This window comes from Zooshikella sp. RANM57 (assembly GCF_050749885.1).
Lineage (GTDB): Bacteria > Pseudomonadota > Gammaproteobacteria > Pseudomonadales > Zooshikellaceae > Zooshikella.
Genome location: NZ_JBOIUB010000004.1, coordinates 58,058 through 78,685, shown reverse-complemented (window position 1 = coordinate 78,685; position 20,628 = coordinate 58,058). Strand labels below are relative to the sequence as shown.

The window sequence follows — 20,628 nt, the reverse complement described above, 5'->3', positions numbered from 1 at the left end:
TGGCTTATACTAAAATCAGTAATATCAAACTATAATTGCTTTATTCTCACATTATCTACAAAGAATCCTTTATATCCAGGAGTATACATATAAAGTTCAGCATATTTAATACTTTGATTAGGGACATTAACTACACCCTGTAATGTTGTCCAACGCCAACCAGAAACACTTTGTGTACTTACAGGAATCCACTGATACTGACCACTTGTATTGACAACATAAAGATATGCATATAATGGCGTTGAAGTACTTATCCAAGTGTCAAAGCTAACTTGGAAATTTTCCCCTGCTTTAATATGCTCTTTCACATTGCCAATAGTTCCCGTCCAGTAGTAACCGCTGTTTTTAACTTCCAGTATCTGGTTACTTCTGTTCCGATGATCATAGGCATAGTTTAATGAACTATAAAACCTATTCCACCCTGACATTGATCTTGCAAAGTCATAGGTGAAGTCACTCTTCTGTTGTGTATAAACTGGTGTAGTTACCGTTGTTGTATTCGACACTTTAGTGGGGCGGAAAGAAACAAGCTGATTACCCATTTCAGATAACGCTCTACTTGCATCTGCAACATTGTCACTGCCACAAGCTCGACCTTCACAAATATTTTTTCTGGGGTTAGAGAATATAGGTTGAACATTCCAGGTGCCATAAGCTGAAGGATAAGCCATAGGTGTGTGAAATGTATTATTTTCACCCCAACCTCTACTGAACGTGAATGCACCTAAACTATGGTAATAAGGATTATAACCACTTTCATTATCCTGAGGTAACGAGTGACGAAGCCCCATATTATGACCTGTTTCATGCGCTACAATATAAATATAGCAATTTACTGCTGACAGATTATAACCATGATCCCCTCTTGCTGAATTACGGTAAAAAGAACCATCATTAGCGCCACTGGAAATCCAACCAATACCACATGACTCTCCAGGAGGGTTTTTATAAACAACAGAAACTATATCAGCACCATATTTATCGCGTAGCTGATTAATCCGCTGGTCATAACTTACTTGATTTAATTTTTGGTTCGTTGCCCTATTAAGATCGCCGGCCCAATCTACTTTCTGAATATGGACAATTCTGGCATCAAATCCTGCATCACTATTTTTTAACGTTCGGTTAAAGTACTCAACAAAACTATTAATTCGAGCATTTATATCTCGCCCTTCCCACGTTGTTGTCGCTTCAGGTGTATACAACAAAAGCATATCGAGTGTTTTTGCTTCTGCGGCTGAAAGCATAGTCAAACACGATAGTCCTATTGCTGTACTTAACCCAATAATTTTATTATTTATTAATCTCATAGTTTTCCTCTATTTAGTATCGGCTTTTGTTTATTTAAGAATGTTCATGACCGTGAACATTATTTTTTGTTATCTGACTTTTATCTATACCTGGGGGTAATGGCTCTTCAACTTTGGGTTGAATCAAGCCATCATTTTCATCAATGAATTGTTGTTTAGCGCGCTCTTTTTCATCAATTATTTTTGTTTTTCCTGTTTTATTATCAACAATAACGGTATAAGTTGAGTTTGCTGTAATAATCGTAAGATGAGTATCAAGCTTACCTTTAACGACAGAAGCACCTTGAGTTGTATTTGGAATATCTCCACTTACAATATCTATATCCCCAAATCCTTTTTTCTGTTTAGAAAAAGTTACTGAAAATGGAATCTGCTCTTGTGGTATTTGAAATGTAAGTGTTTGACCTGGAGCTAAAGAAGAAAATACTGCTGAATCAGTTTTTGTTTCATAATAAGTTAAGCCTTCCGCATCATAAGTCGGCTGCCACTCATCTACGCTCCATAATGTATTAGCTCCAATATTATTTACTTGCTTTGCCTTTTGTTCTTTCGTTTGATGAACCACTCTTTCTTGTAAGGATGGAAGATGAAGATCCTGCTTTACTTCAGGCGCTTCTACACTATTTTCACTTATTTTAATGGGAGTAGTGTTTGACTCTGTTAGTTTAATTAAAACTACGATGGCTGAACCAAAGATAAAGCCAGCAACGGCTAGAGCTATTTTTTTATGACGCATCCTTGTTACTCTTTATTACATTTTAAGGATAATTAATACACGCAATTTATACCTATTACGTCATAATTTTGTTTTGAAACCTCTCTCAAAACAAAACACGCTTTTAAAAAAAATTGAAATAAAAAAATAGTTTTTATTTTAAATAAATATAATCAATAAAGGTTAATATTGATCAAATGGCAGGATGCATACTCATAACAAAGTTTTTTAGTAGGGCCTTCAGCTAATACAAGGCTTGTAGTAACAACGTTTATTTATAGTGGGACGATTATATTAATAGATGACTGAGGTAGAAATTTTTACTATTTTCAAGGTCCAAAATGCGAGCTTTAGTAATTCAATCATACACACTGAATATAATTTATAACCTTATCATTAAAAATTATAACAAAGTCTTTTACATTCAAGCAGATAGAAGAATAATACTGAGTAAGTTATTGAGTAAAAACAACGTCTACATACTGCAAACACTGTGAATAGCATGAAAAAAGACAAACAAAAAGTAATCGGAGAAACACTAAGCGATGATCGCATTAAATCGCTTCTTGAAGTACGTCCAGCAGATGATACTCCGGTAGGTTATTATATTTTACAGAGAGCCTATCAAAGCTTACGGGAGGATGACTTTGCTCGCTTCTTAAGCTTTTATGTAGAAGCAGGCTTTGACATCAATGTAACAAACCAGTCAGGGAAGGCTTTTCTAACACTTTTGTACCAACACGCTGAAGCATCCCCCTATGTGACAGCCATGGAAAAGTTGGGAGCCACCCAATAATAACCAGCATCCAAATACTTACTTCCAGGCACAAAGAAACGGCAAGTTTTCACTTGCCGTCAATATGATAAAGCCGAGCAGACACTTTCAGTTACTCATCCACTTTATGACATGCAACTCGATGCCCATCGCGCGCTATCAACGTTGGACGCTCACGAAAACAACGTTCCTCACTGATCGGACAACGAGTACAAAAAACACAGCCAACAGGTGGGTTGATGGGTGATGGCAAATCCCCCTCCAATAATTGCATTTGCTTCTTACGTTCTTTTTCTGGATCAGGTACCGGAACAGCAGAAAGAAGTGCCTTTGTGTAGGGATGCAACGGATTATCATACAACTCGTGCCTATCGGCTAACTCAACCAGATTACCCAAGTACATCACCATAACACGATCACTGATGTGCTTTACTACGCTCAGATCATGAGCAATAAACACCAATGATAATCCCATCTCTCGTTGTAGTTCTTTCAGTAAGTTGACCACCTGGGCTTGTATAGACACATCCAGAGCGCTCACAGGCTCGTCACACACAACGAGTTTAGGTTCTAAAATCAGTGCCCGAGCAATACCGACACGCTGACATTGTCCTCCTGAAAATTCATGTGGATAACGGTTAATTACATTTTGCAGGAGACCAACACGCTTCATCATTACTTTTACCCGCTCCTCAACCTTTCTACGAGCCAGGTGCGGATAAAAGCTAATCAATGGTTCAGCAATGATTTCACCAATGGTCATTCTTGGGTTTAAGGAAGCTAACGGATCCTGAAATATAAATTGTAAGTCCTGACGTTTAACACGAAGTTTTTTCTCATCAAGCTGAGTTAAGTCCTGCCCCAGCCAAAGTACCTGGCCATCCTGAGCAGGAATCAACCCAATTAAAGCCCTCGCCAAAGTCGATTTGCCGCATCCGGACTCGCCGACAACACCGAGTGTTTCGCCTTCATAGATATCAAAACTCACACCATCAACCGCTTTTAAAACAGGCTTAGGGTCCCAGGGCCAGCGGCGCCCTTTATCAACCTGAAAGTGCACCTTTAAATCTCGGATTTGGGCTATGACATTCTGTTGTGCAATCATGCAACCGCCTCCTCTTTCAGATGGCAAGCACGCTGTTGATAATTATTAAAGGATGTTAAGGCTGGTTTCTCTGTACGACAAAGGTCTACAGCATATTGGCAACGTTCCTGGAATGGACAACCTTTAGGTAAACTCAATAAATTGGGTGGATTACCTGGAATGGTCAGTAGCTCTGCCTGATCACACTCTAAATCAGGTATAGAGGCAAGTAGACCTTTGGTATAAGGATGCGTTGGTCTGTAGAAAACATCTTGAACAGAACCATACTCCATAGTACGACCTGCATACATTACCATGACTTTATCACATAGCCCTGCTACAACACCTAAGTCATGAGTAATCATAATAATTGCGGTATTAAACTCCTTTTTTAATTCCTGTAATAAGGTAATGATTTGTGCTTGAACAGTCACATCTAATGCGGTTGTCGGTTCATCAGCAATAAGCAGTTTAGGGCTGCACAATAAAGCCATCGCTATCATGACACGTTGCCGCATTCCTCCAGAAAATTCATGGGGATACATATCGAAACGTTTTTTAGCTTCAGGAATTTTTACCGCATCCAATAATCGAATCGATTCGGCTTTAGCTTCCTGCTTTGACATATTTTTATGAAGGATTAATACCTCCATTAACTGCTTGCCAATTTTCATATAAGGATTAAGGCAAGTCATCGGATCCTGAAAAATCATAGCGATTTTTTCAGCACGAATTTTATTTAAGGCTGAAGGTGGCAAATTTAAAATATTTTTACCTTCAAACTCAGCAGATCCTGATACTTGACCATTTTTTGCGAGCAATCCCATCAAAGAAAACGCCATTTGGCTTTTTCCTGAACCTGACTCACCCACAATACCAAGTGTTTCTCCTTCAGATAAGGAGAACGTTAAATCATCTACTGCGGTCACTACACCATCATGCGTAGAAAACTGAACTTTAAGATTATTTACTGCCAGTAATGACATACTATCTTCTCCCTAGCGGTCTTTGGGGTCTAATGCATCACGCAAACCATCACCAATAAAGTTAAAACAAAATAGTGTCACTACTAGAAATCCAGCAGGAAACAATAACTGCCATGGGTATAAATCCATGGTTTTACGTCCTTCAGAAATCAAAGCGCCCCAACTCGTTTGCGGCTCTTGTATACCTAACCCTAAAAAGCTCAAGAAAGACTCAAATAAAATCATACTAGGTACTAACAAAGTAGCATAAACAACCACTACACCTAACACATTAGGAACAATATGCCGTGTAATTATTTTATTGGTCCGTACGCCACAAGCATGAGCAGCTTCAATAAATTCTTTATTTTTCATACTTAATGTTTGTCCACGTACTATCCTGGCCATATCCAACCATGACACCATGCCTATTGCCACAAAAATAAGTAAAATATCTCGCCCAAAAAATGTGACTAATAAAATGACGAAAAACATAAAAGGAAATGAATTGAGTACTTCAAGTGTACGCATCATTAAGTTATCGACTTTTCCTCCCAAAAAACCTGAAATAGCACCATAAAGTGTACCAAATATAACAGCCACTAATGCCCCAGAGACACCAACTAGCATCGATATTTGTCCCCCCATCATCGTGCGTACAAATATATCTCTACCTAAACTATCAGTGCCAAAGTAATGCCCATTATCCATTGATGGCGCAACATCCATAGCTCCCCAGTCAGTATCATCATAGACATACTCACTGATACTAGGACCAACAAATGTCATGATCGTAATTAATAACAGTAAAATTAAACTTGAAATGGCGGCTTTATTTTTAATAAAACGTATCCAGGCGTCTTGCCATAAACTTCGCCCTTTAACCTCAGAAGCTTCTACCAGAGTATCCAACGCATTGATTTTTTTGGTTAGCGTCAACATGTGTTTATCTCTTCTCTCACCGGCATTATTTTTTGCCTTTCACTGATGACAGATACATTATTTTATTTTGAAGCTGTATCAGTGAAGACACGTTGTTCTATGCATAACGAATTTTAGGGTCAATAAGCCCATACAAAATATCGACAATTGCATTAAAACTAATTGTTAAAACACCGATTAAAATGGTTAATCCCATTACCATTGAGTAATCACGGTTCAGCGCACCATTCACAAACAGCTGACCAACGCCACCAATATTAAAAATGGTTTCAATGACAACTGATCCAGTAATAATACCGACAAATGCAGGACCTAAATAAGAAACGACAGGTAACAACGTTGGACGTAATGCATGGCGGAAAATAATATACCCACCCGGCAAACCTTTCGCGCGAGCTGTACGGATATAATTACTATTGAGTACTTCAATCATGCTCCCCCTGGTTATACGTGCTATAGCCGCAATATAGTGCGTTGCCATTGCAATAACAGGTAAGATCATGTATTTAAACTGTCCATCATTCCAACCACCCGCAGGCAACCATTGATACATAATGGCAAATATCAAGACCATAAGTGGTGCCAATACAAAGTTAGGAATAACGACCCCCGTCATCGCAACAGTCATACTGGTATAGTCAACCCACGTATTTTGTCTTATCGCAGCCACCACACCAAATGTCACGCCAAACAACACAGCAACAATAAAAGATGCAATGCCTAATTTGGCGGATACTGGAAATGCCTGAGCTAATAATTCATTAACAGTATAGTCTTTATATTTAAAAGAAGGACCTAGATCTCCTTGTAGTAAATTACCAAGATAAATTAAAAACTGTTTCCAAACAGGTTCGTTTAAATGATATTTTGCTTCGATATTGGCAAGCACTTCAGCTGGAAGCGCTCGTTCTGAGGTAAATGGACTTCCTGGTGCGGCATGCATCAGAAAAAAAGAAATGGCAATCAAAATTAATAAGGTGGGCACAGCAATAACAAATCTGCGCATAATTAGCTTTAACATAAACTGATCCCGCCGTAGCAATTGCCAGCCAGTTTTTATTTAGAATTTATTTGTTTATTAAATAAAAATCTGAGCCAGCGCTGATAGCTATAACGAATTTTTAAGACCTATAACCAATAAATTAGCTCAATAATAAATAGTCTGTACTATTAATTATCGAGCTAATATCACTGGTTACTCTCCTTGTGGATACTCGCTATAGATATGCGTTGTATTGTTAATGTTTGATGATGTAATAATCTTTAGAGTAAATATTATTCAGTGGGTCCTGATTGTGGTAACCACCAACAAACGGCTTAACAAGACGGGCTGTCACATCATGATAGATGGGTGCAATGGGCACATCACGGGCAAGCAGTTGCTCTGCTTTCATGTAAAACTCACCAGGATTTTCAGCTTTAACAGCATTAACAAGCAACTGGTCATATTCAGGATTGTTATACTTTGGATCATTTAAGCTGTTCTTTGATGTCATCAAATCAAGCATTGTTGATGCTTCATTGTAGTCACCATTCCAACCAGCTCTTGCTACTTCAAAATTACCTAAACGCTTATTATCAAGGTATGTTTTCCATTCTTGATTTTCGAGTGAAACTTTAGCGCCTAACGTTTTTTTCCACATGGAAGCAATTGCGACTGCAATCTTTTTATGGTTGTCATCTGTATTGTATAACAAAGTAAATGATAATGGCTTATCTTTAGAATATCCTGCCTCAGCTATTAGTTTTTTTGCTATTTCATTGCGTTCTTTTTGAGATAACTTAGCAATTTTACTCTCAGGCGCCTTAAACCCATCAATATTAGCAGGTGTTAAGTTAAAGGTTGGTAACTGCCCCATACCTAAGATTTTGTCCGTAATTACTTCTCTATCAATGGCTAGTGATAAAGCTTTTCTTACTTTAACATTGTCAAATGGCTTCTTACGCGTGTAAAAGCTGTAGTAGTAAGTAGATGCCTGACCAGTGATATGCAATTCGTCAGCCATTTCTTTTTTAATACGCTTGAACTGCTCTATCGGTAACCGTTCATAGGTTAGATACACTTCATTAGCACGATAACGATCTAGCTCTGCATTCCGCTCTTGAATGGGTAAAAAGACAACTTCATTTAAGACGGTATGCTTGTTGTCCCAGTATTCAGCGTTACGCTCCAAAACAATTTTTTCATTAACAACCCAGCTCTTTAATTTAAACGCACCGTTGGACACCATTTTGCCAGGACGTGTCCACTGGTCACCAAGCTTTTCAATCACGTTTTTAGGCACTGGGTATGTGGTTGTATGCACCATCATCTTAACGAAATAAGGTAAAGGTTTTTCTAGTGTAACTTGGAAGGTATGGTCATCAACTGCTTTAACACCTAATTTAGAACTATCTTCTTTACCATTAATAATAGCGCCTGCATTTTTAATTGCTGCAAGCTCAAAGTACCACGCATAATTAGAGGCTAATTTTGGATCGACACCACGTTGAAAGGCATATACAAAATCTTCAGCCGTTACTGGATCTCCATTTGACCAGTGAGCATCTTTACGTAGGTGGAAGGTATAAACCATCTTATCTTTGCTCACATCCCAGCGTTCAGCAACACCAGGTATTACACTGCCATCCTGAGCATTAGAAACAAGCCCCTCAAATAAATCACGCGCAATGGCTGAACCAGGTGTTCCTTCAATCTTTTGCGGATCTATAGAGGCAGGCTCTGAACCGTTGCCCCGAATTAGGCGTTGTTCTTTATCCAGCTTTACTCCTTCTGGCACAACGGCAGCATGTGAGGCAAGGCCTACACATAGCAAGGACAGACACACAGCATGTGAGATCTTTTTTAGTATCATAGTCAAGACTCCTATTGGCAAAACAAACGCAATCAACTTTTCATTATGTTTTCATTATTTTGGCGTTTACTACGCAATACCCATAGAGAGTCATTATTAGCGGGCCAAGCTTCTGCACAATAAGTGACAGCAGCTTTCAACTAAATTAAAAAGTGCTGACTGTGCCAAATAAGTAATGTAGCAATTCCACTGACTACTCCCTGAGTGGCTGAAGAACAGCACACTGGCAACAAGATCTAAACACACCCTCTAAAAATGACTAGCAAAGGGTACAAGCTTCAGGGTAAGTCCCCTTCCCCTGAATGCTCATCGGTACACAACCTATTAATCTCTTTTTATAAAATAAAACACATCCAAAATAAACAATCTGTTACATTCTAGATAATTATTATACAGTCAGCAAACTAAGTTTACTAAAGACAAGTGATGTATATAAAACACAAAAATAAAGGTATCTCTAATATATACCCTTGAGTGCAGACATCTATAGAAATAGCACGTTCTACCCATTAAAGGCTGTTTTTTCTATAGAATGAGTAAAAAGTACTGCGATAAAACATGAGGGTATTTCTATTAGAAATATTAATTTTACTCTATCTACGTACTGATAATTCAATTTTAATAAAATCTAATTTAGTGTTTACAAATAAAAAAGCAGTGAACAAGTCACTGCTGAAAAATTACAATTTGGAAGGAGTTAACACTTTTTATATTTAGCATAAAAAGTGCCAAGTTTACTTAATCTATTCATTAATAGTTTATTTTATTAGCAGGATATGTGTACTACCAGCAACAATAGTGTATTTGAGGTAATTCAATACTACCAAGTCACCTGTGAGCAAGAAAAATAACTCACTAATGCACGAAGAAAACGAATAAGCTGATTATTAAATATGCACAATAAAAGCGCAGTATGGTCTAAATTAGTGCACAAAAAGGCCCTTTAAGGGCCTGATTAAAAATGCATCACGTCAACAGTGTCTCTTTAAATTTAATCTCATCAAACTCACAGCCTAAATAGTCAACAATTGACCGTAGGTCCTTTTCAGCATTCTCTAAACAACTGGTTCCCCCTGGAGAAGGCGTCATATTAAAGATAATACCTTTTTCTTTAATTTTGGCCTCACCCATTAATAGCTGTTTTTTCTCTTTATCAATTAATTGCGGCCTTACACCACCAAATCCTTTCGCAAAAGAAATATCGGCCAAGGTTAATGAGGGAATAATTTTTTGGGCGTCTTTTAAAAATAAACGACGTCGAACATAAGGTACTTCAAATAACATATTCTTAAAAATGTAATTACGAATATCAGGTACCTTTAATAAATCCCAAAATACTTTAATAACAGCACTGTCTAATCGAAGCACTTTTAAAAAGTCTAAAATAGTCCCAGAGTTATAACGTTCCAGCATTGGCAATAATAACGCTGTAGGTCCAAACCGGGTTTTACCATCTACCAATACATCGGGGTCACCATGAATAGCTGCAAAAGGAAGTTTATCATTTTGAACAGTATAAACTTTTCCATTTAATACTTTAGGTGTGAAGTAAAAGCTTCCCGCCATAGGCATACAAGAAAAATTTAAGCCATATCCCATTTTCTGTGCATAGAGCAAGCTATGCCCACAAGCGGATACAACGACAAATTTAGCAAAATAGTCACCTTTATCAGTCACTACTCTAAATCGTTCCCCATCTTGACGAATGTCCTCGACTTTTGTTCCTAAACAAATATCAATGGACTTGTCTTGAACTTGTTTTGCCTGTGCCACAAAAGAACGAGCGAGTGCAGCAAAATCTACTGCGGTGTACTCATCAACAGCACCTAGTGCTGCCAACTCTTCTGGCCGTTCATGACCTTTAATGTTAACAACATTGGGTTCGACTTTGGCGATATCACGCTTATCAAACAGCTCCATATTAGGAAAATGGTGCTTAAATACCTCAAAGCGTTCCCGAAGAAACTGGCTCTCCTTTGCCCCAACCCCCAGAACCATTTTGGGGTATTTGAACATAATTTGTTCACATTCATCTTTTGGCAGTTGCAAAGCGTATGTTTTAAGCATATCGGCAGCACGCTTAACAACAAGGGCCTTTTCCAAGGAGTAATTGGTTTCAATATCGCCGCAATGAATTGTCTGACTGTTATTACTACCCTTGGAGCTCACCTGAGCCAAGTCATAGTACTTTTCAACTAAACATATAGACTTGATGTTGGTAAATGCTGCGAGTTGGTAGAGGAGTGCGGTACCGGATACGCCACCGCCGACGATCAATACATCATGGGTATGTACAGTCATAACTGCTTCGGCTCTCTAAGGTGCTTTTAGTATGTTTATAGCTTCACGCGTTGAGATTGCTGTGACTGGATAAGTACAGCAATCTCATTATACCGAATTCAAACCTATTTGACTGCGTATTCCCATTGATATTAAAAATGGTGAATATAAATCTAACTTATTCTTATCTATAGACTCAAAGTATCGGCTGCATGATACGACGACTTCTTTCGTATAAAGCCTAAACTTAGAAACTGTTTTAACTTCTGATAAATAAGAGACTTTTGGTATAACACGGCTCATAAATTACACCGCATATTAGAACTTGCTCTTAATCAAAATGAGACGTAGAACAAAATTATTTAGCAAGATGCCACATAGTAAACTGGTATAATACGCTCCGCAAAATGACTAACAATTGTCATTATTTGATGGCTTTTCTTTTGATTAAGATAAATCTTATATAGCATGCAGGTTTTCTGAATTGCTTTTTAGTTCGATACCTTGATGACTTACATTATCTATATCAATGTAAGCTGCAACACAGTTAAAAGAGCGTATGACTCACTCAAACTGTGATAGCTTATCTCAGGCATTACATGTTTAAATTATGACCAAACAAATTATCACTTAGGAGTACTTATCCAAAACAAAGCAACAGAATATTAGTAAGCTGTCTTATTTTACTGCTTAATACAACACGTATCATCAAACTATGAGTCAATACACTAGATACAACTAACGATACATTAGTCAATATTAGGTATAACTCATTTGCTATTTGGGCCATACATTGTCAAACGCGATTAATACGTCAACTCCATCGTCCTTATCACAGACCCCTTCCGTCTGGCAAAGTATACGTTTACCCATTGCCTATAAACTTGCTTTTATTCTTACCCTAACAATGACTGTTGGTATGGCCATCATGGGTACAGTGATTACAACAAATCAATACCGCCTAATGAGAGAGCAAGTTGACGACTTTGGTACTACTATCGTTAATCAGCTAGCAGCTGCAGCCCAAGAACCTCTGTTTACTGATGATTTAGTCGGTCTAAAAGTTTTAACCAATAATCTTTCTAATGAGTCCGATATAAAAGGTGTGGCCATTTATACCAACAATGGTGAACTCATGGTTGCCCAAGGTTATATTCCACAGACAACTGTTAACGATTTACTCACAGAAGAAAGTCGCTTGCCTAACAATACTTTTCGAATCGAGTGGAAAAAACCAGGGAGTTATTCTGAAAAAGCAGAAATGGTTGCTTTTGTGAGCGCTATTCAATTTCAGGATGTTGTCGCTGGATACGCAATGGTGAGCTTTAGCCAGCTGCGCATGTTTGAAGTAGTACGTAGCTCAGTCAAAGGAATTATTCTCACAACCGTGATTCTGTCATTACTTATGAGCTTTATAGCGATTGTGATGGGCCGTCGTTTATCAAGACCTATTCACAGTCTTATGAATGCGGCCTCTGAGGCTCTTAACCATGGCAGTGAAGAAAAAAACGTCGCGTTATCTCATGATGAACTTAGCTATCTCGCCACCAGCATGAAAACATTAGCAAAAGGCTTTGGCGAACGTTCACAGATTGAATCTATTTTTTCACGCTTTGTATCCAAAAGTGTGGCAACACAGCTTTTAGAAAAAATGGATGAAGTCACCATTGGCGGCGGCCAACAAGTCGAAGCAACCGTCGTTTTTGTGGATATTGTCGGTTTTACCAGCCTATCAGAAAACATGTCTCCTAAAGACGTCGCGGCCATGCTTAATGAATATTTCAGTTACTTTTACGAATGTAGTACAGCATTCTCAGGCATTGTGGATAAATTTATTGGTGACTGTGCAATGGTCGTATTTGGTACACCAACACCAGATGAAGACCATCGATTAAACGCGATTGCTTATGCTGTTGCTGTACAAAAACTAATTCGTGTAGTCAATAAAAAACGACAAGCAAATGGTTTATTTCCAGTCAATGTGCGAATAGGAATGAACTGTGGTTTAATGCTAGCGGGTCTATTAGGCGCTAATGAACGCCTGGAATACACCGTTATTGGTGATGCAGTGAATTTAGCATCCCGTTTAGCAGACAAAGCAGGCTCAGGACAAATTATTATTCCCTCTAGTATCTATGAGCACCCAACAGTAAAAAACAAAATTTGTGTACAACACCATGGCACTTTATCACTTAAAGGCAAAACCACAGAAATAGAAGCCTTTCGCGTAACCAATCTCACAGGTGAATATCACGAGACAATGCGAGAATTAGTCAAAAAGATTCTCCACGAGGCGCAAGACCAATGAAATACTCGTCATTTCGCTTCTCTATCTTAGTTGCATTATGCTGTATACAGCTTACAGGGTGTCGACTGCCTCAAGCTTTCCTCACCTATAGAGAAAAACCACCCTACCCAACCCAAAACATTGAATCCTTAACAGCAGAAGCAGAGGACGCCGCAGCAAACCAAAAGTGGCATACGGCACTTACACGTTATGAGCAAGCATTAATGCTCAAACCTAATGATGAAAAACTGCAAGCTGCTTTTGAACAAACACGATCACAGCGTGATATCCATATCACCAAACTACAAAATCGACTTTACTTATTACAAGCCACTGTACTCAGTGACGAAATCAGCTTACTTGAAGAAATGGCAGAAGCTGATCCGAGCAATTTACATATTCGCCAACAACTCAAGTCAGCCAAAGCAAAACAGGGGGAGCTGTATTATTTTTTACTACAGTGTGCTGATAATGCTGTAGCTTTACAGCGATCTCAACGAGGACTGGAGTGCTTGCAATTAGCAAGTAAGCTCCCATACCACACAACAGATGAAGAAAGAATAACTTCTCTTAAAAAGCAATTAGCCAAAATTGCAGCCCAAGAACAACAGGAGGCACTTGCTGCACGTGCACCAGTAAAACCATTGCATGCAGAACTTCTTGCAGAACAGGCAGAACAACGCCAGCAAGAAAATCAGCAAAGCAAAAATGCGGCTAATAATGTCAAGCAACTGAGTAAACTTCAGGAACGTTTTTCTCTCGCATTACAGCGACAGGATTTTCTGTTAGCACAAACGTTATTCAGCCAAATTGAGCAAATGGCTCCCAATGATCCTGACCTGAAAAAACAACGAAAAGCATTAAAACAACAAACCCAATACTATGTTCAGGCACAAACCCAAAAAGGTATTGAGCTTTACAGTACAGGGTATCCAGAACAGGCACTTGCCACCTGGAAGCCATTACTACAGCTAACGCCAAAAAATCAGGAACTCCATAATCACATTGATCGAGCCAAACGTTTTCTGAAAAAATTAAACCAGTTACAAAAAGATAATCACGACGATATTGCAACTCACTAGTGTCTGACAGGAAAAGAAAAAAGATTAAGACAAACACGCTCGGTTTAGATTATAAATACTTATTGCAAAAACGAAGCCCTAAAGAGACAAGTATCACACAAAAGACCAAAACAGTGTCTAAAGTGAGTGACCTGACGTTTAATCTGCCTTATGGTTTTTTATACTAAATCTAAAATAGAACAGTTGATTAACGAGGAGAGGGGTTAGAAAAAACCTCTAACATCTATTTTCACATTATGCCATTTACTTAAAACTTTACCTTAGAGTTTTGTTTACTTAAATGGTAAAAACTACACAACACGTTTGGTTTAGACTGACAAAGCGATGAACTAGTATGATGAAAAAAATGATATCTGCAGTATGCCTGGGTTTATCCATACTACTTACCATGACTGGCTGCGTCTTGTCTCCCCAGCAAATTGATGTAAACCCTACGATCACGCTACCAACACGCGTACCTGTTGTGCAACGTACGGTAACCGTTAATGTACAGGATAGCCGCCCAACAAAAGTACTGGGGACACGAGGTGGGTTATACGATAAAACAAGCACAATCACGATTCATAATGACCTTACTAGAGCAATTAAGCATGCTGTAGAACAAGGGTTACTGCAAATGGAAATGCAAGTTGACAATCAAAACCCTAGTGTGAAATTCAATGTATACATTGAAGAAATGAACTACGACACACCTGACAGCAACTACGTCACTCAAGTTAATGTCTCTGCGACAGTTAAAGCTGTTGTCGAAATTGGCTTCAAACGATACACAGGACGCTATCAATCCTCAGCTAAACACCGTGTCGTAAAAGCACCATCTGATGTGAAAAACCAAGAGATTATAAATGATCTGTTAAATGATGGTTTAAGTCGCATGTTTAACGACCAAAGCTTGATTAGATTTATGCGTTCGAACCCATAAGCCACTATTACAGACTAAAAGCCAGATACCACTATCAACACTTAACTCAATTGATAATTTGATAGTGGTATCCAATCAATTTCTTATTTTCAAAACTTATACTTTAACTCTGGATAGCTTAGCGGGTGACTTTTGCCACCATGCTGCTAACACATCAGTCCAAACTTCATGATCATTAAGGCAAGGGATCAGCGTTAAAGACTCACCTCCTGCGGCCTTAAATATTTCCTCACCTTGAATTGCAATTTCTTCCAACGTTTCTAAACAATCAGAAACAAAGGCAGGACACATCACTAACAGCTTTTTCACCCCCTGACTAGCTAACGAAACCAGCTGTTTACTTGTGTAAGGCTCCAGCCATTTGGCTTTACCTAGACGAGACTGAAAAGCAACGGAATATTTATTCTGTTCAATGCCAGCTTTTGCGACAAAAGCCTCCGTGGTTTTAAAGACTTGAGCTCGATAACAGGTCGAGTGCACAGCCGAGTTTTGATGACAGCAATCAGCTGAAGACAGGCAGTAAGTACCCGTTGGGTCATCTTTACGAATATGCCGCTCAGGCACACCATGGTAACTAAAAAGCAAGTGATCATAGGCTGTTTGAAGAAAAGGCTCTGCCACTTTATACAGCGCATCAATATACGCATCATCTTCATAAAACACTGGGTGTACATAAACAGGTAAACGTATCTCTTGATCACAAACAATACGCTCTAGCTCAACAATACATGTTTTAACAGTAGACATCGCATAGTGAGGGTAAAGCGGTATAACGAGTACTTCTGTTACATCAGCTTGATGGGCTAAACTCACTAACTCCTGCTCAATACTTGGCGATCCATAACGCATGGCATAACGCACACTTACCGCACGTGTTTTATTTGCCAACTGTTCAGTCAATCGTTCAGTAAGTACTTTTAAAGGTGAACCTTCTGGCCACCAAATACTGGCATAAGCCTCAGCCGACTGCTTAGGCCGACTAGGCAAAACAAAACCACTGACAATCAGTCGTCTCAAAAGATAAGGAAGATCAATAACATATTTGTCCATCAGAAACTGATTTAAATAGCGACGAACATCAGTGACTGATGGAGAATCAGGTGAACCAAGATTCACTAAGAGTACTGCACGCCCTTCCATTCATAGTCCTCAGTTGGCTAGTGACTTCTGATTACTGGGAGCACCTTTCAGCACAAGGTAACCAGCAATTCCAGAGAGTAACGACCCAAATAAAATGCCAATACGATCAGTCATTAGATAGTCACTACCAAGCTGTTCAAATGCCAGTGAACCTATAAATAAACTCATGGTAAAGCCAATACCACATAACAAAGCAACCCCATATAGCTGCCGCCATGTTGCATGACTAGGAAGTGAAGCTAAACCCAACTTAACCAATAACCAAGTGAAGCCAAATACACCTAACTGTTTACCGATAAACAATCCACCAATGACCCCTAATGGAATTGAGTCTGTTACTGACTTTAAGTCATCCACACTTAAACCAACCCCTGCATTGGCAAAGGCAAAAATAGGTAAAATGGCAAAGGCCACCCAGCCATGAAGCCCTGTTTCCAGTTTATGTAAAGGTGAAAGTACTGTGTGATCACCTGTCCTCAGTGGAATTGTAAATGCAATAAGCACACCCGCTAAAGTTGCATGAACACCTGACTTTAAGACACATATCCACATAATCGTTCCTACAACCATATAAGGTCCCAGGCGCAATACTTTATAACGATTAAGTAGTATTAATATCACCAGACAGATTGAGGCACCAATAATGGACTCTACTGATAAATCACTGGAATAAAACAGTGCAATAATAATAATTGCTCCCAGGTCATCAATAATAGCCAACGCCATTAAAAAGATTTTTAACGAAGGGGGTACACGTTTACCTAATAGAGAAAGTACACCTAGTGCAAACGCAATATCTGTTGCTGCAGGGATAGCCCATCCTTGTAGTGCTAAAGGATCCTGATAGTTCATTAGCGCATAGACCGCTGCAGGTACTACCATTCCTCCCACTGCAGCCACGGCAGGTAAGAGTACTTTACTTGGAGAAGACAACTCTCCAGATAAAAACTCACGTTTTACCTCAAGCCCCACGACCAGAAAAAAAATAGCCATTAAGCCATCATTAATCCACAACAAAAGAGGTTTATCGATGCCTAATTCACCAATGGTGACGGCTAATTTGACAGAAAGGAGTTGATCATAAAAATAAGACAATGGTGAATTGACGCAAATCAGCGCAAAAATAGCTGCAAGCACCATAATTACGCCACTGGCTGACTCTTTATGCAAAAAGTGCTTTATTTTCTCAATCATTGATACCCCTGAATAAACAACACCGGAAATCTATATCTAGCATCACTTAAGCTAAATTAAAAAGCCAGCGTAAACTAGCAAGACGGATAAATGCTAACCTGCTTGCAGTCATTATCACAGTACTTTTGTAATCTAAAGCCTCAGAAAACACTCAAAAAGCTTGTCGTTATATCAGGCTAACTCTAAATAGATTGCTCTATAAAATACAACTTATGATGTCTCACCTGCACACACTTTGCAGTGAGTATCTTTAGTTAACTTCAATGAACGCCACTCCATATGTTTCGCATCCAAAACCAGTAAGCGTCCCACTAGAGTAATACCAAAGCCAACTAATAACTTAATAACCTCTGTAGCCTGAACGGTGCCAATCATCCCAACAACTGAGGCTAAAACGCCTGACTCACTACATGTCATGGGTTGCTCTTCATGACCTTCTGGATATAAGCAGTGATAACATGGAGAGCTTGACTCTCTTGTATCAAACACGGTTACTTGCCCAGAAAGACCTATAGCAGCGCCTGAAACTAAAGGTTTTTTATTACGGACGCAAAAATTATTCAGCACATAGCGTGTAGTGAAATTATCTGTCGCATCCACAATAACATCAGCTTGCAGGAGTTCATCAGGTACTTGCGTATGTGAAAGTTGACTTTTTATGGTGAAAATCTGTATTGCAGGGTTAAGCTGTTTCAGTGCTTTGCTTGCTGAAAGCACTTTATCCATACCAATCGACTCAGTATTATGCACTATCTGTCGTTGCAAATTTGACATATCCACCTGGTCAAAATCAACCAAGACTAATTCGCCAACACCTGCTGCCGCAAGATACATACTCACTGGTGAACCCAACCCACCAAGCCCAACAATCGCAACGCGACTTTTTGCTAATGCCTCCTGCCCCTCAATATCTACCTCTGGTAACATAATTTGGCGGCTATACCTGAGCAACGCTTCATCACTTAGCATAGGATAATTTCCTTCGACAGATAGGCCTTTTCACCGTAGCTGGACAGACTAGTCAACGCAAAATAAAAATATTTCAGCACAACCATGGAAGACGAAATAGAACTGTTGATGACTTAGTAGCCACCATAAGAAGGGCATAAATGGAATAGATTAACAAGAGGGCCATACTCCCCAAGTAATGCGCTCATTCCCTCCAAAATCAAATGCTGACTGCACATGATTATAACCCAGCTTAGTTAACAACTGTCGTACTGCTTCAGCCTGTTGAAAACCATGCTCAAAATACAAGCAACCATTAGGCTTCAAATAGCGTGTACTTACCAGTGCGATATGATTCATCGCCGCCATACCATTTTGCTCAGCAACTAAAGCAGATTTTGGCTCAAAACGGACATCACCTTGTTGTAAGTGAGGATCACAAGCATCAATATATGGGGGATTACTGACAATAAGATCGTACTGTGCTGTCTTAGAAATAGCCGAAAACCAGTCGCTTTCAAGAAACTGAATATTGCTTACACCAATCCGCTGCTGATTTCGCTTAGCAAGTGATACCGCTTCTGGCACAACATCCACCCCCAGCACATGCCAATTAGGCCGCTCATAAGCAAGTGCCAGCGCAATAGCTCCTGTGCCGGAACCTAAGTCCAACACATGAAAACGTTGATCTTTCGCATGATGCTGTAATACCGTTTCAACCAAAAGCTCAGTGTCTGCTCGGGGAATGAGGGTGCTACTTGACACTTCAAGGTCAAATTTCCAAAACCCTCTTTCCCCCACTAAATGAGCAACAGGCTGACCTGTTTTCCGTGCATTTAAAAGCGCGATAAAAGCTGCTTGCTGTTCGTTAGACAGTATTTTTTCTGGCCAGGTAAAGCAATAACTGCGAGGCTGCTGTAAAACAAAACACAGCAAGTGTTCTACATCCACTTCCGGCTCATCACAAACCGCTGCTAAATCACGAGCCATTGCCAGCGCTTGAGCAATCGTTAACTCAGTCATCACTCATTGATGCCAGCAGTTCAGCCTGATGCTCATGCAGTAGAGGCTGGATGACGGAGCTTAAAGCCCCTTCCATTACTTCTGGTAGCTTATACAACGTTAGATTTATACGATGATCAGTAACACGCCCCTGGGGATAGTTATACGTTCTAATACGTTCTGAACGGTCGCCACTGCCAACCAGACTTTTGCGCTGATCAGCTACTTCTTTACGTGCCACTTCTTCAGCAGCAGAGTTGAGTTTTGCTGCCAGCAAAGACATCGCTTTGGCCCGGTTTTTATGTTGAGAACGCTCATCCTGACACTCAACAACAATGCCTGTTGGTAAGTGAGTTAAACGAATGGCTGAGTCTGTTTTGTTAACGTGCTGTCCACCAGCGCCAGATGCCCGGAAAGTATCAACGCGTAAGTCGGCTTTATTGATTTCTATCTGCTCTATTTCATCAGGCTCAGCCATGATCGCAACAGTGCATGCGGAAGTATGAATACGGCCTTGAGACTCCGTTTCAGGCACACGCTGTACACGGTGAGCCCCTGATTCAAACTTCAGCTTACCATAAGCACCTTCACCCACTACACGACTGATGATTTCTTTATAACCACCATGCTCACCTTCATTGGTGCTAACAACTTCTACTTTCCACTTTTGCTGTTCAGCATAGCGGCTATACATACGAAACAGGTCACCTGCAAAAATGGCCGCTTCATCACCACCCGTTCCAGCACGAATTTCCAGAAAAATATTGTGGGAATCATTTGGATCTTTAGGCAATAACAAAACCTGCAGCTCTTGCTCAAGATCTTCAATCAGCTTTGCGGTTGTCGCCAACTCTTCCTGAGCCATTTCCCGCATTTCAGCATCGCCATCTTTGGCTAAAGCTTCAGCTTCTTCGTGATCTTCTTTGGCTTGTTGATACTTTTTAAAACAACTGACAACGTCCTCTAAATCGGCATACTCTTTAGAGAATTTACGAAATCGCTCCTGGTCAGTAATGACTTCTGCATCACTCAGGAGTGCGGCCAATTCTTCATAGCGCTCGGCCAGATTTTCTAATTTAGCGTGAATAGAAGGCTTCATGATCCTCAGACTTTCAAGTATTAATGCT

Annotated in this window: 17 protein-coding genes; 4 read left to right on the top strand and 13 right to left on the bottom strand. The window is 39.5% G+C overall.

The window, feature by feature from the left end; all coding sequences use genetic code 11:
- Positions 1-29 precede the first annotated feature (29 nt).
- Together ACQ96U_RS10140 and ACQ96U_RS10135 are read right to left on the bottom strand one after the other, a co-directional pair.
- Positions 30-1,310 carry a zinc-dependent metalloprotease family protein gene (locus tag ACQ96U_RS10140; RefSeq protein ID WP_431721130.1) on the bottom strand — a complete coding sequence of 427 codons (1,281 nt, stop codon included), beginning with the start codon at positions 1,308-1,310 and terminating at the stop codon, positions 30-32.
- Positions 1,311-1,344: 34 nt separating this feature from the next.
- The gene (locus ACQ96U_RS10135) at positions 1,345-2,046 is read right to left on the bottom strand and encodes a hypothetical protein (protein ID WP_431721129.1); all 702 of its coding nucleotides are present in this window, start codon (positions 2,044-2,046) and stop codon (positions 1,345-1,347) included.
- Positions 2,047-2,527: 481 nt separating this feature from the next.
- On the opposite strand from ACQ96U_RS10135, the gene ACQ96U_RS10130 reads away from it, so the two are divergent.
- A complete protein-coding gene (locus tag ACQ96U_RS10130) occupies positions 2,528-2,821 on the top strand; it encodes a PA4642 family protein (protein WP_431721128.1) in 294 nt (97 codons plus the stop codon).
- A gap of 91 nt (positions 2,822-2,912) precedes the next feature.
- On the opposite strand, the gene oppF is transcribed toward ACQ96U_RS10130, so the two are convergent.
- The 6 genes from oppF to ACQ96U_RS10100 all read right to left on the bottom strand — a co-directional run bounded on the left by oppF (position 2,913) and on the right by ACQ96U_RS10100 (position 10,947).
- Positions 2,913-3,905, bottom strand: coding sequence for a murein tripeptide/oligopeptide ABC transporter ATP binding protein OppF (gene oppF, locus ACQ96U_RS10125; protein WP_431721127.1), 993 nt, complete (start codon positions 3,903-3,905; stop codon positions 2,913-2,915).
- Positions 3,902-4,870: an oligopeptide ABC transporter ATP-binding protein OppD gene (gene oppD, locus ACQ96U_RS10120; RefSeq protein WP_431721126.1), complete on the bottom strand. Its 969-nt coding sequence runs from the start codon at positions 4,868-4,870 to the stop codon at positions 3,902-3,904. The genes oppF and oppD overlap by 4 nt, the downstream gene beginning before the upstream one ends.
- Positions 4,871-4,882: 12 nt before the next feature.
- Entirely contained in the window at positions 4,883-5,791 is a 909-nt protein-coding gene (gene oppC, locus ACQ96U_RS10115; protein WP_431721125.1) for an oligopeptide ABC transporter permease OppC, read from the bottom strand.
- Between the two features lie 97 nt (positions 5,792-5,888).
- Positions 5,889-6,812 (bottom strand): oligopeptide ABC transporter permease OppB, encoded by a 924-nt coding sequence (gene oppB, locus ACQ96U_RS10110; RefSeq protein WP_431721124.1) that lies wholly within the window; start codon positions 6,810-6,812, stop codon positions 5,889-5,891.
- 217 nt (positions 6,813-7,029) lie between these two features.
- On the bottom strand, positions 7,030-8,646 hold the full coding sequence (locus ACQ96U_RS10105) for an ABC transporter substrate-binding protein (RefSeq protein ID WP_431721123.1): 1,617 nt from the start codon (positions 8,644-8,646) through the stop codon (positions 7,030-7,032).
- A gap of 966 nt (positions 8,647-9,612) precedes the next feature.
- The gene (locus ACQ96U_RS10100; RefSeq protein ID WP_431721122.1) at positions 9,613-10,947 is read right to left on the bottom strand and encodes an FAD-dependent oxidoreductase; all 1,335 of its coding nucleotides are present in this window, start codon (positions 10,945-10,947) and stop codon (positions 9,613-9,615) included.
- 772 nt (positions 10,948-11,719) lie between these two features.
- On the opposite strand from ACQ96U_RS10100, the gene ACQ96U_RS10095 reads away from it, so the two are divergent.
- From ACQ96U_RS10095 to ACQ96U_RS10085, 3 genes are all read left to right on the top strand, one after another.
- Positions 11,720-13,234 carry an adenylate/guanylate cyclase domain-containing protein gene (locus ACQ96U_RS10095; RefSeq protein ID WP_431721121.1) on the top strand — a complete coding sequence of 505 codons (1,515 nt, stop codon included), beginning with the start codon at positions 11,720-11,722 and terminating at the stop codon, positions 13,232-13,234.
- Complete coding sequence (locus ACQ96U_RS10090; RefSeq protein ID WP_431721120.1) at positions 13,231-14,295, top strand: hypothetical protein; 1,065 nt, start codon at positions 13,231-13,233, stop codon at positions 14,293-14,295. Before ACQ96U_RS10095 ends, ACQ96U_RS10090 begins: the two co-directional genes overlap by 4 nt.
- Positions 14,296-14,629: 334 nt before the next feature.
- Positions 14,630-15,217, top strand: coding sequence for a YajG family lipoprotein (locus tag ACQ96U_RS10085; protein ID WP_431721119.1), 588 nt, complete (start codon positions 14,630-14,632; stop codon positions 15,215-15,217).
- A 96-nt stretch (positions 15,218-15,313) separates the two neighbouring features.
- Here ACQ96U_RS10085 and hemH read toward each other — a convergent pair whose 3' ends face one another.
- The 5 genes from hemH to prfA all read right to left on the bottom strand — a co-directional run bounded on the left by hemH (position 15,314) and on the right by prfA (position 20,600).
- Positions 15,314-16,357 (bottom strand): ferrochelatase, encoded by a 1,044-nt coding sequence (gene hemH, locus ACQ96U_RS10080; RefSeq protein ID WP_431721118.1) that lies wholly within the window; start codon positions 16,355-16,357, stop codon positions 15,314-15,316.
- A 9-nt stretch (positions 16,358-16,366) separates the two neighbouring features.
- Positions 16,367-17,551 (bottom strand): Na+/H+ antiporter NhaA, encoded by a 1,185-nt coding sequence (nhaA, locus tag ACQ96U_RS10075; RefSeq protein WP_431721117.1) that lies wholly within the window; start codon positions 17,549-17,551, stop codon positions 16,367-16,369.
- Positions 17,552-17,761: 210 nt separating this feature from the next.
- Complete coding sequence (locus ACQ96U_RS10070; RefSeq protein ID WP_431721116.1) at positions 17,762-18,520, bottom strand: HesA/MoeB/ThiF family protein; 759 nt, start codon at positions 18,518-18,520, stop codon at positions 17,762-17,764.
- A 150-nt stretch (positions 18,521-18,670) separates the two neighbouring features.
- The gene (gene prmC / locus ACQ96U_RS10065; protein WP_431721115.1) at positions 18,671-19,522 is read right to left on the bottom strand and encodes a peptide chain release factor N(5)-glutamine methyltransferase; all 852 of its coding nucleotides are present in this window, start codon (positions 19,520-19,522) and stop codon (positions 18,671-18,673) included.
- Positions 19,515-20,600, bottom strand: a complete 1,086-nt coding sequence (prfA, locus tag ACQ96U_RS10060) for a peptide chain release factor 1 (protein ID WP_431721114.1) — start codon at positions 20,598-20,600, stop codon at positions 19,515-19,517. The genes prmC and prfA overlap by 8 nt, the downstream gene beginning before the upstream one ends.
- Positions 20,601-20,628 lie beyond the last annotated feature (28 nt).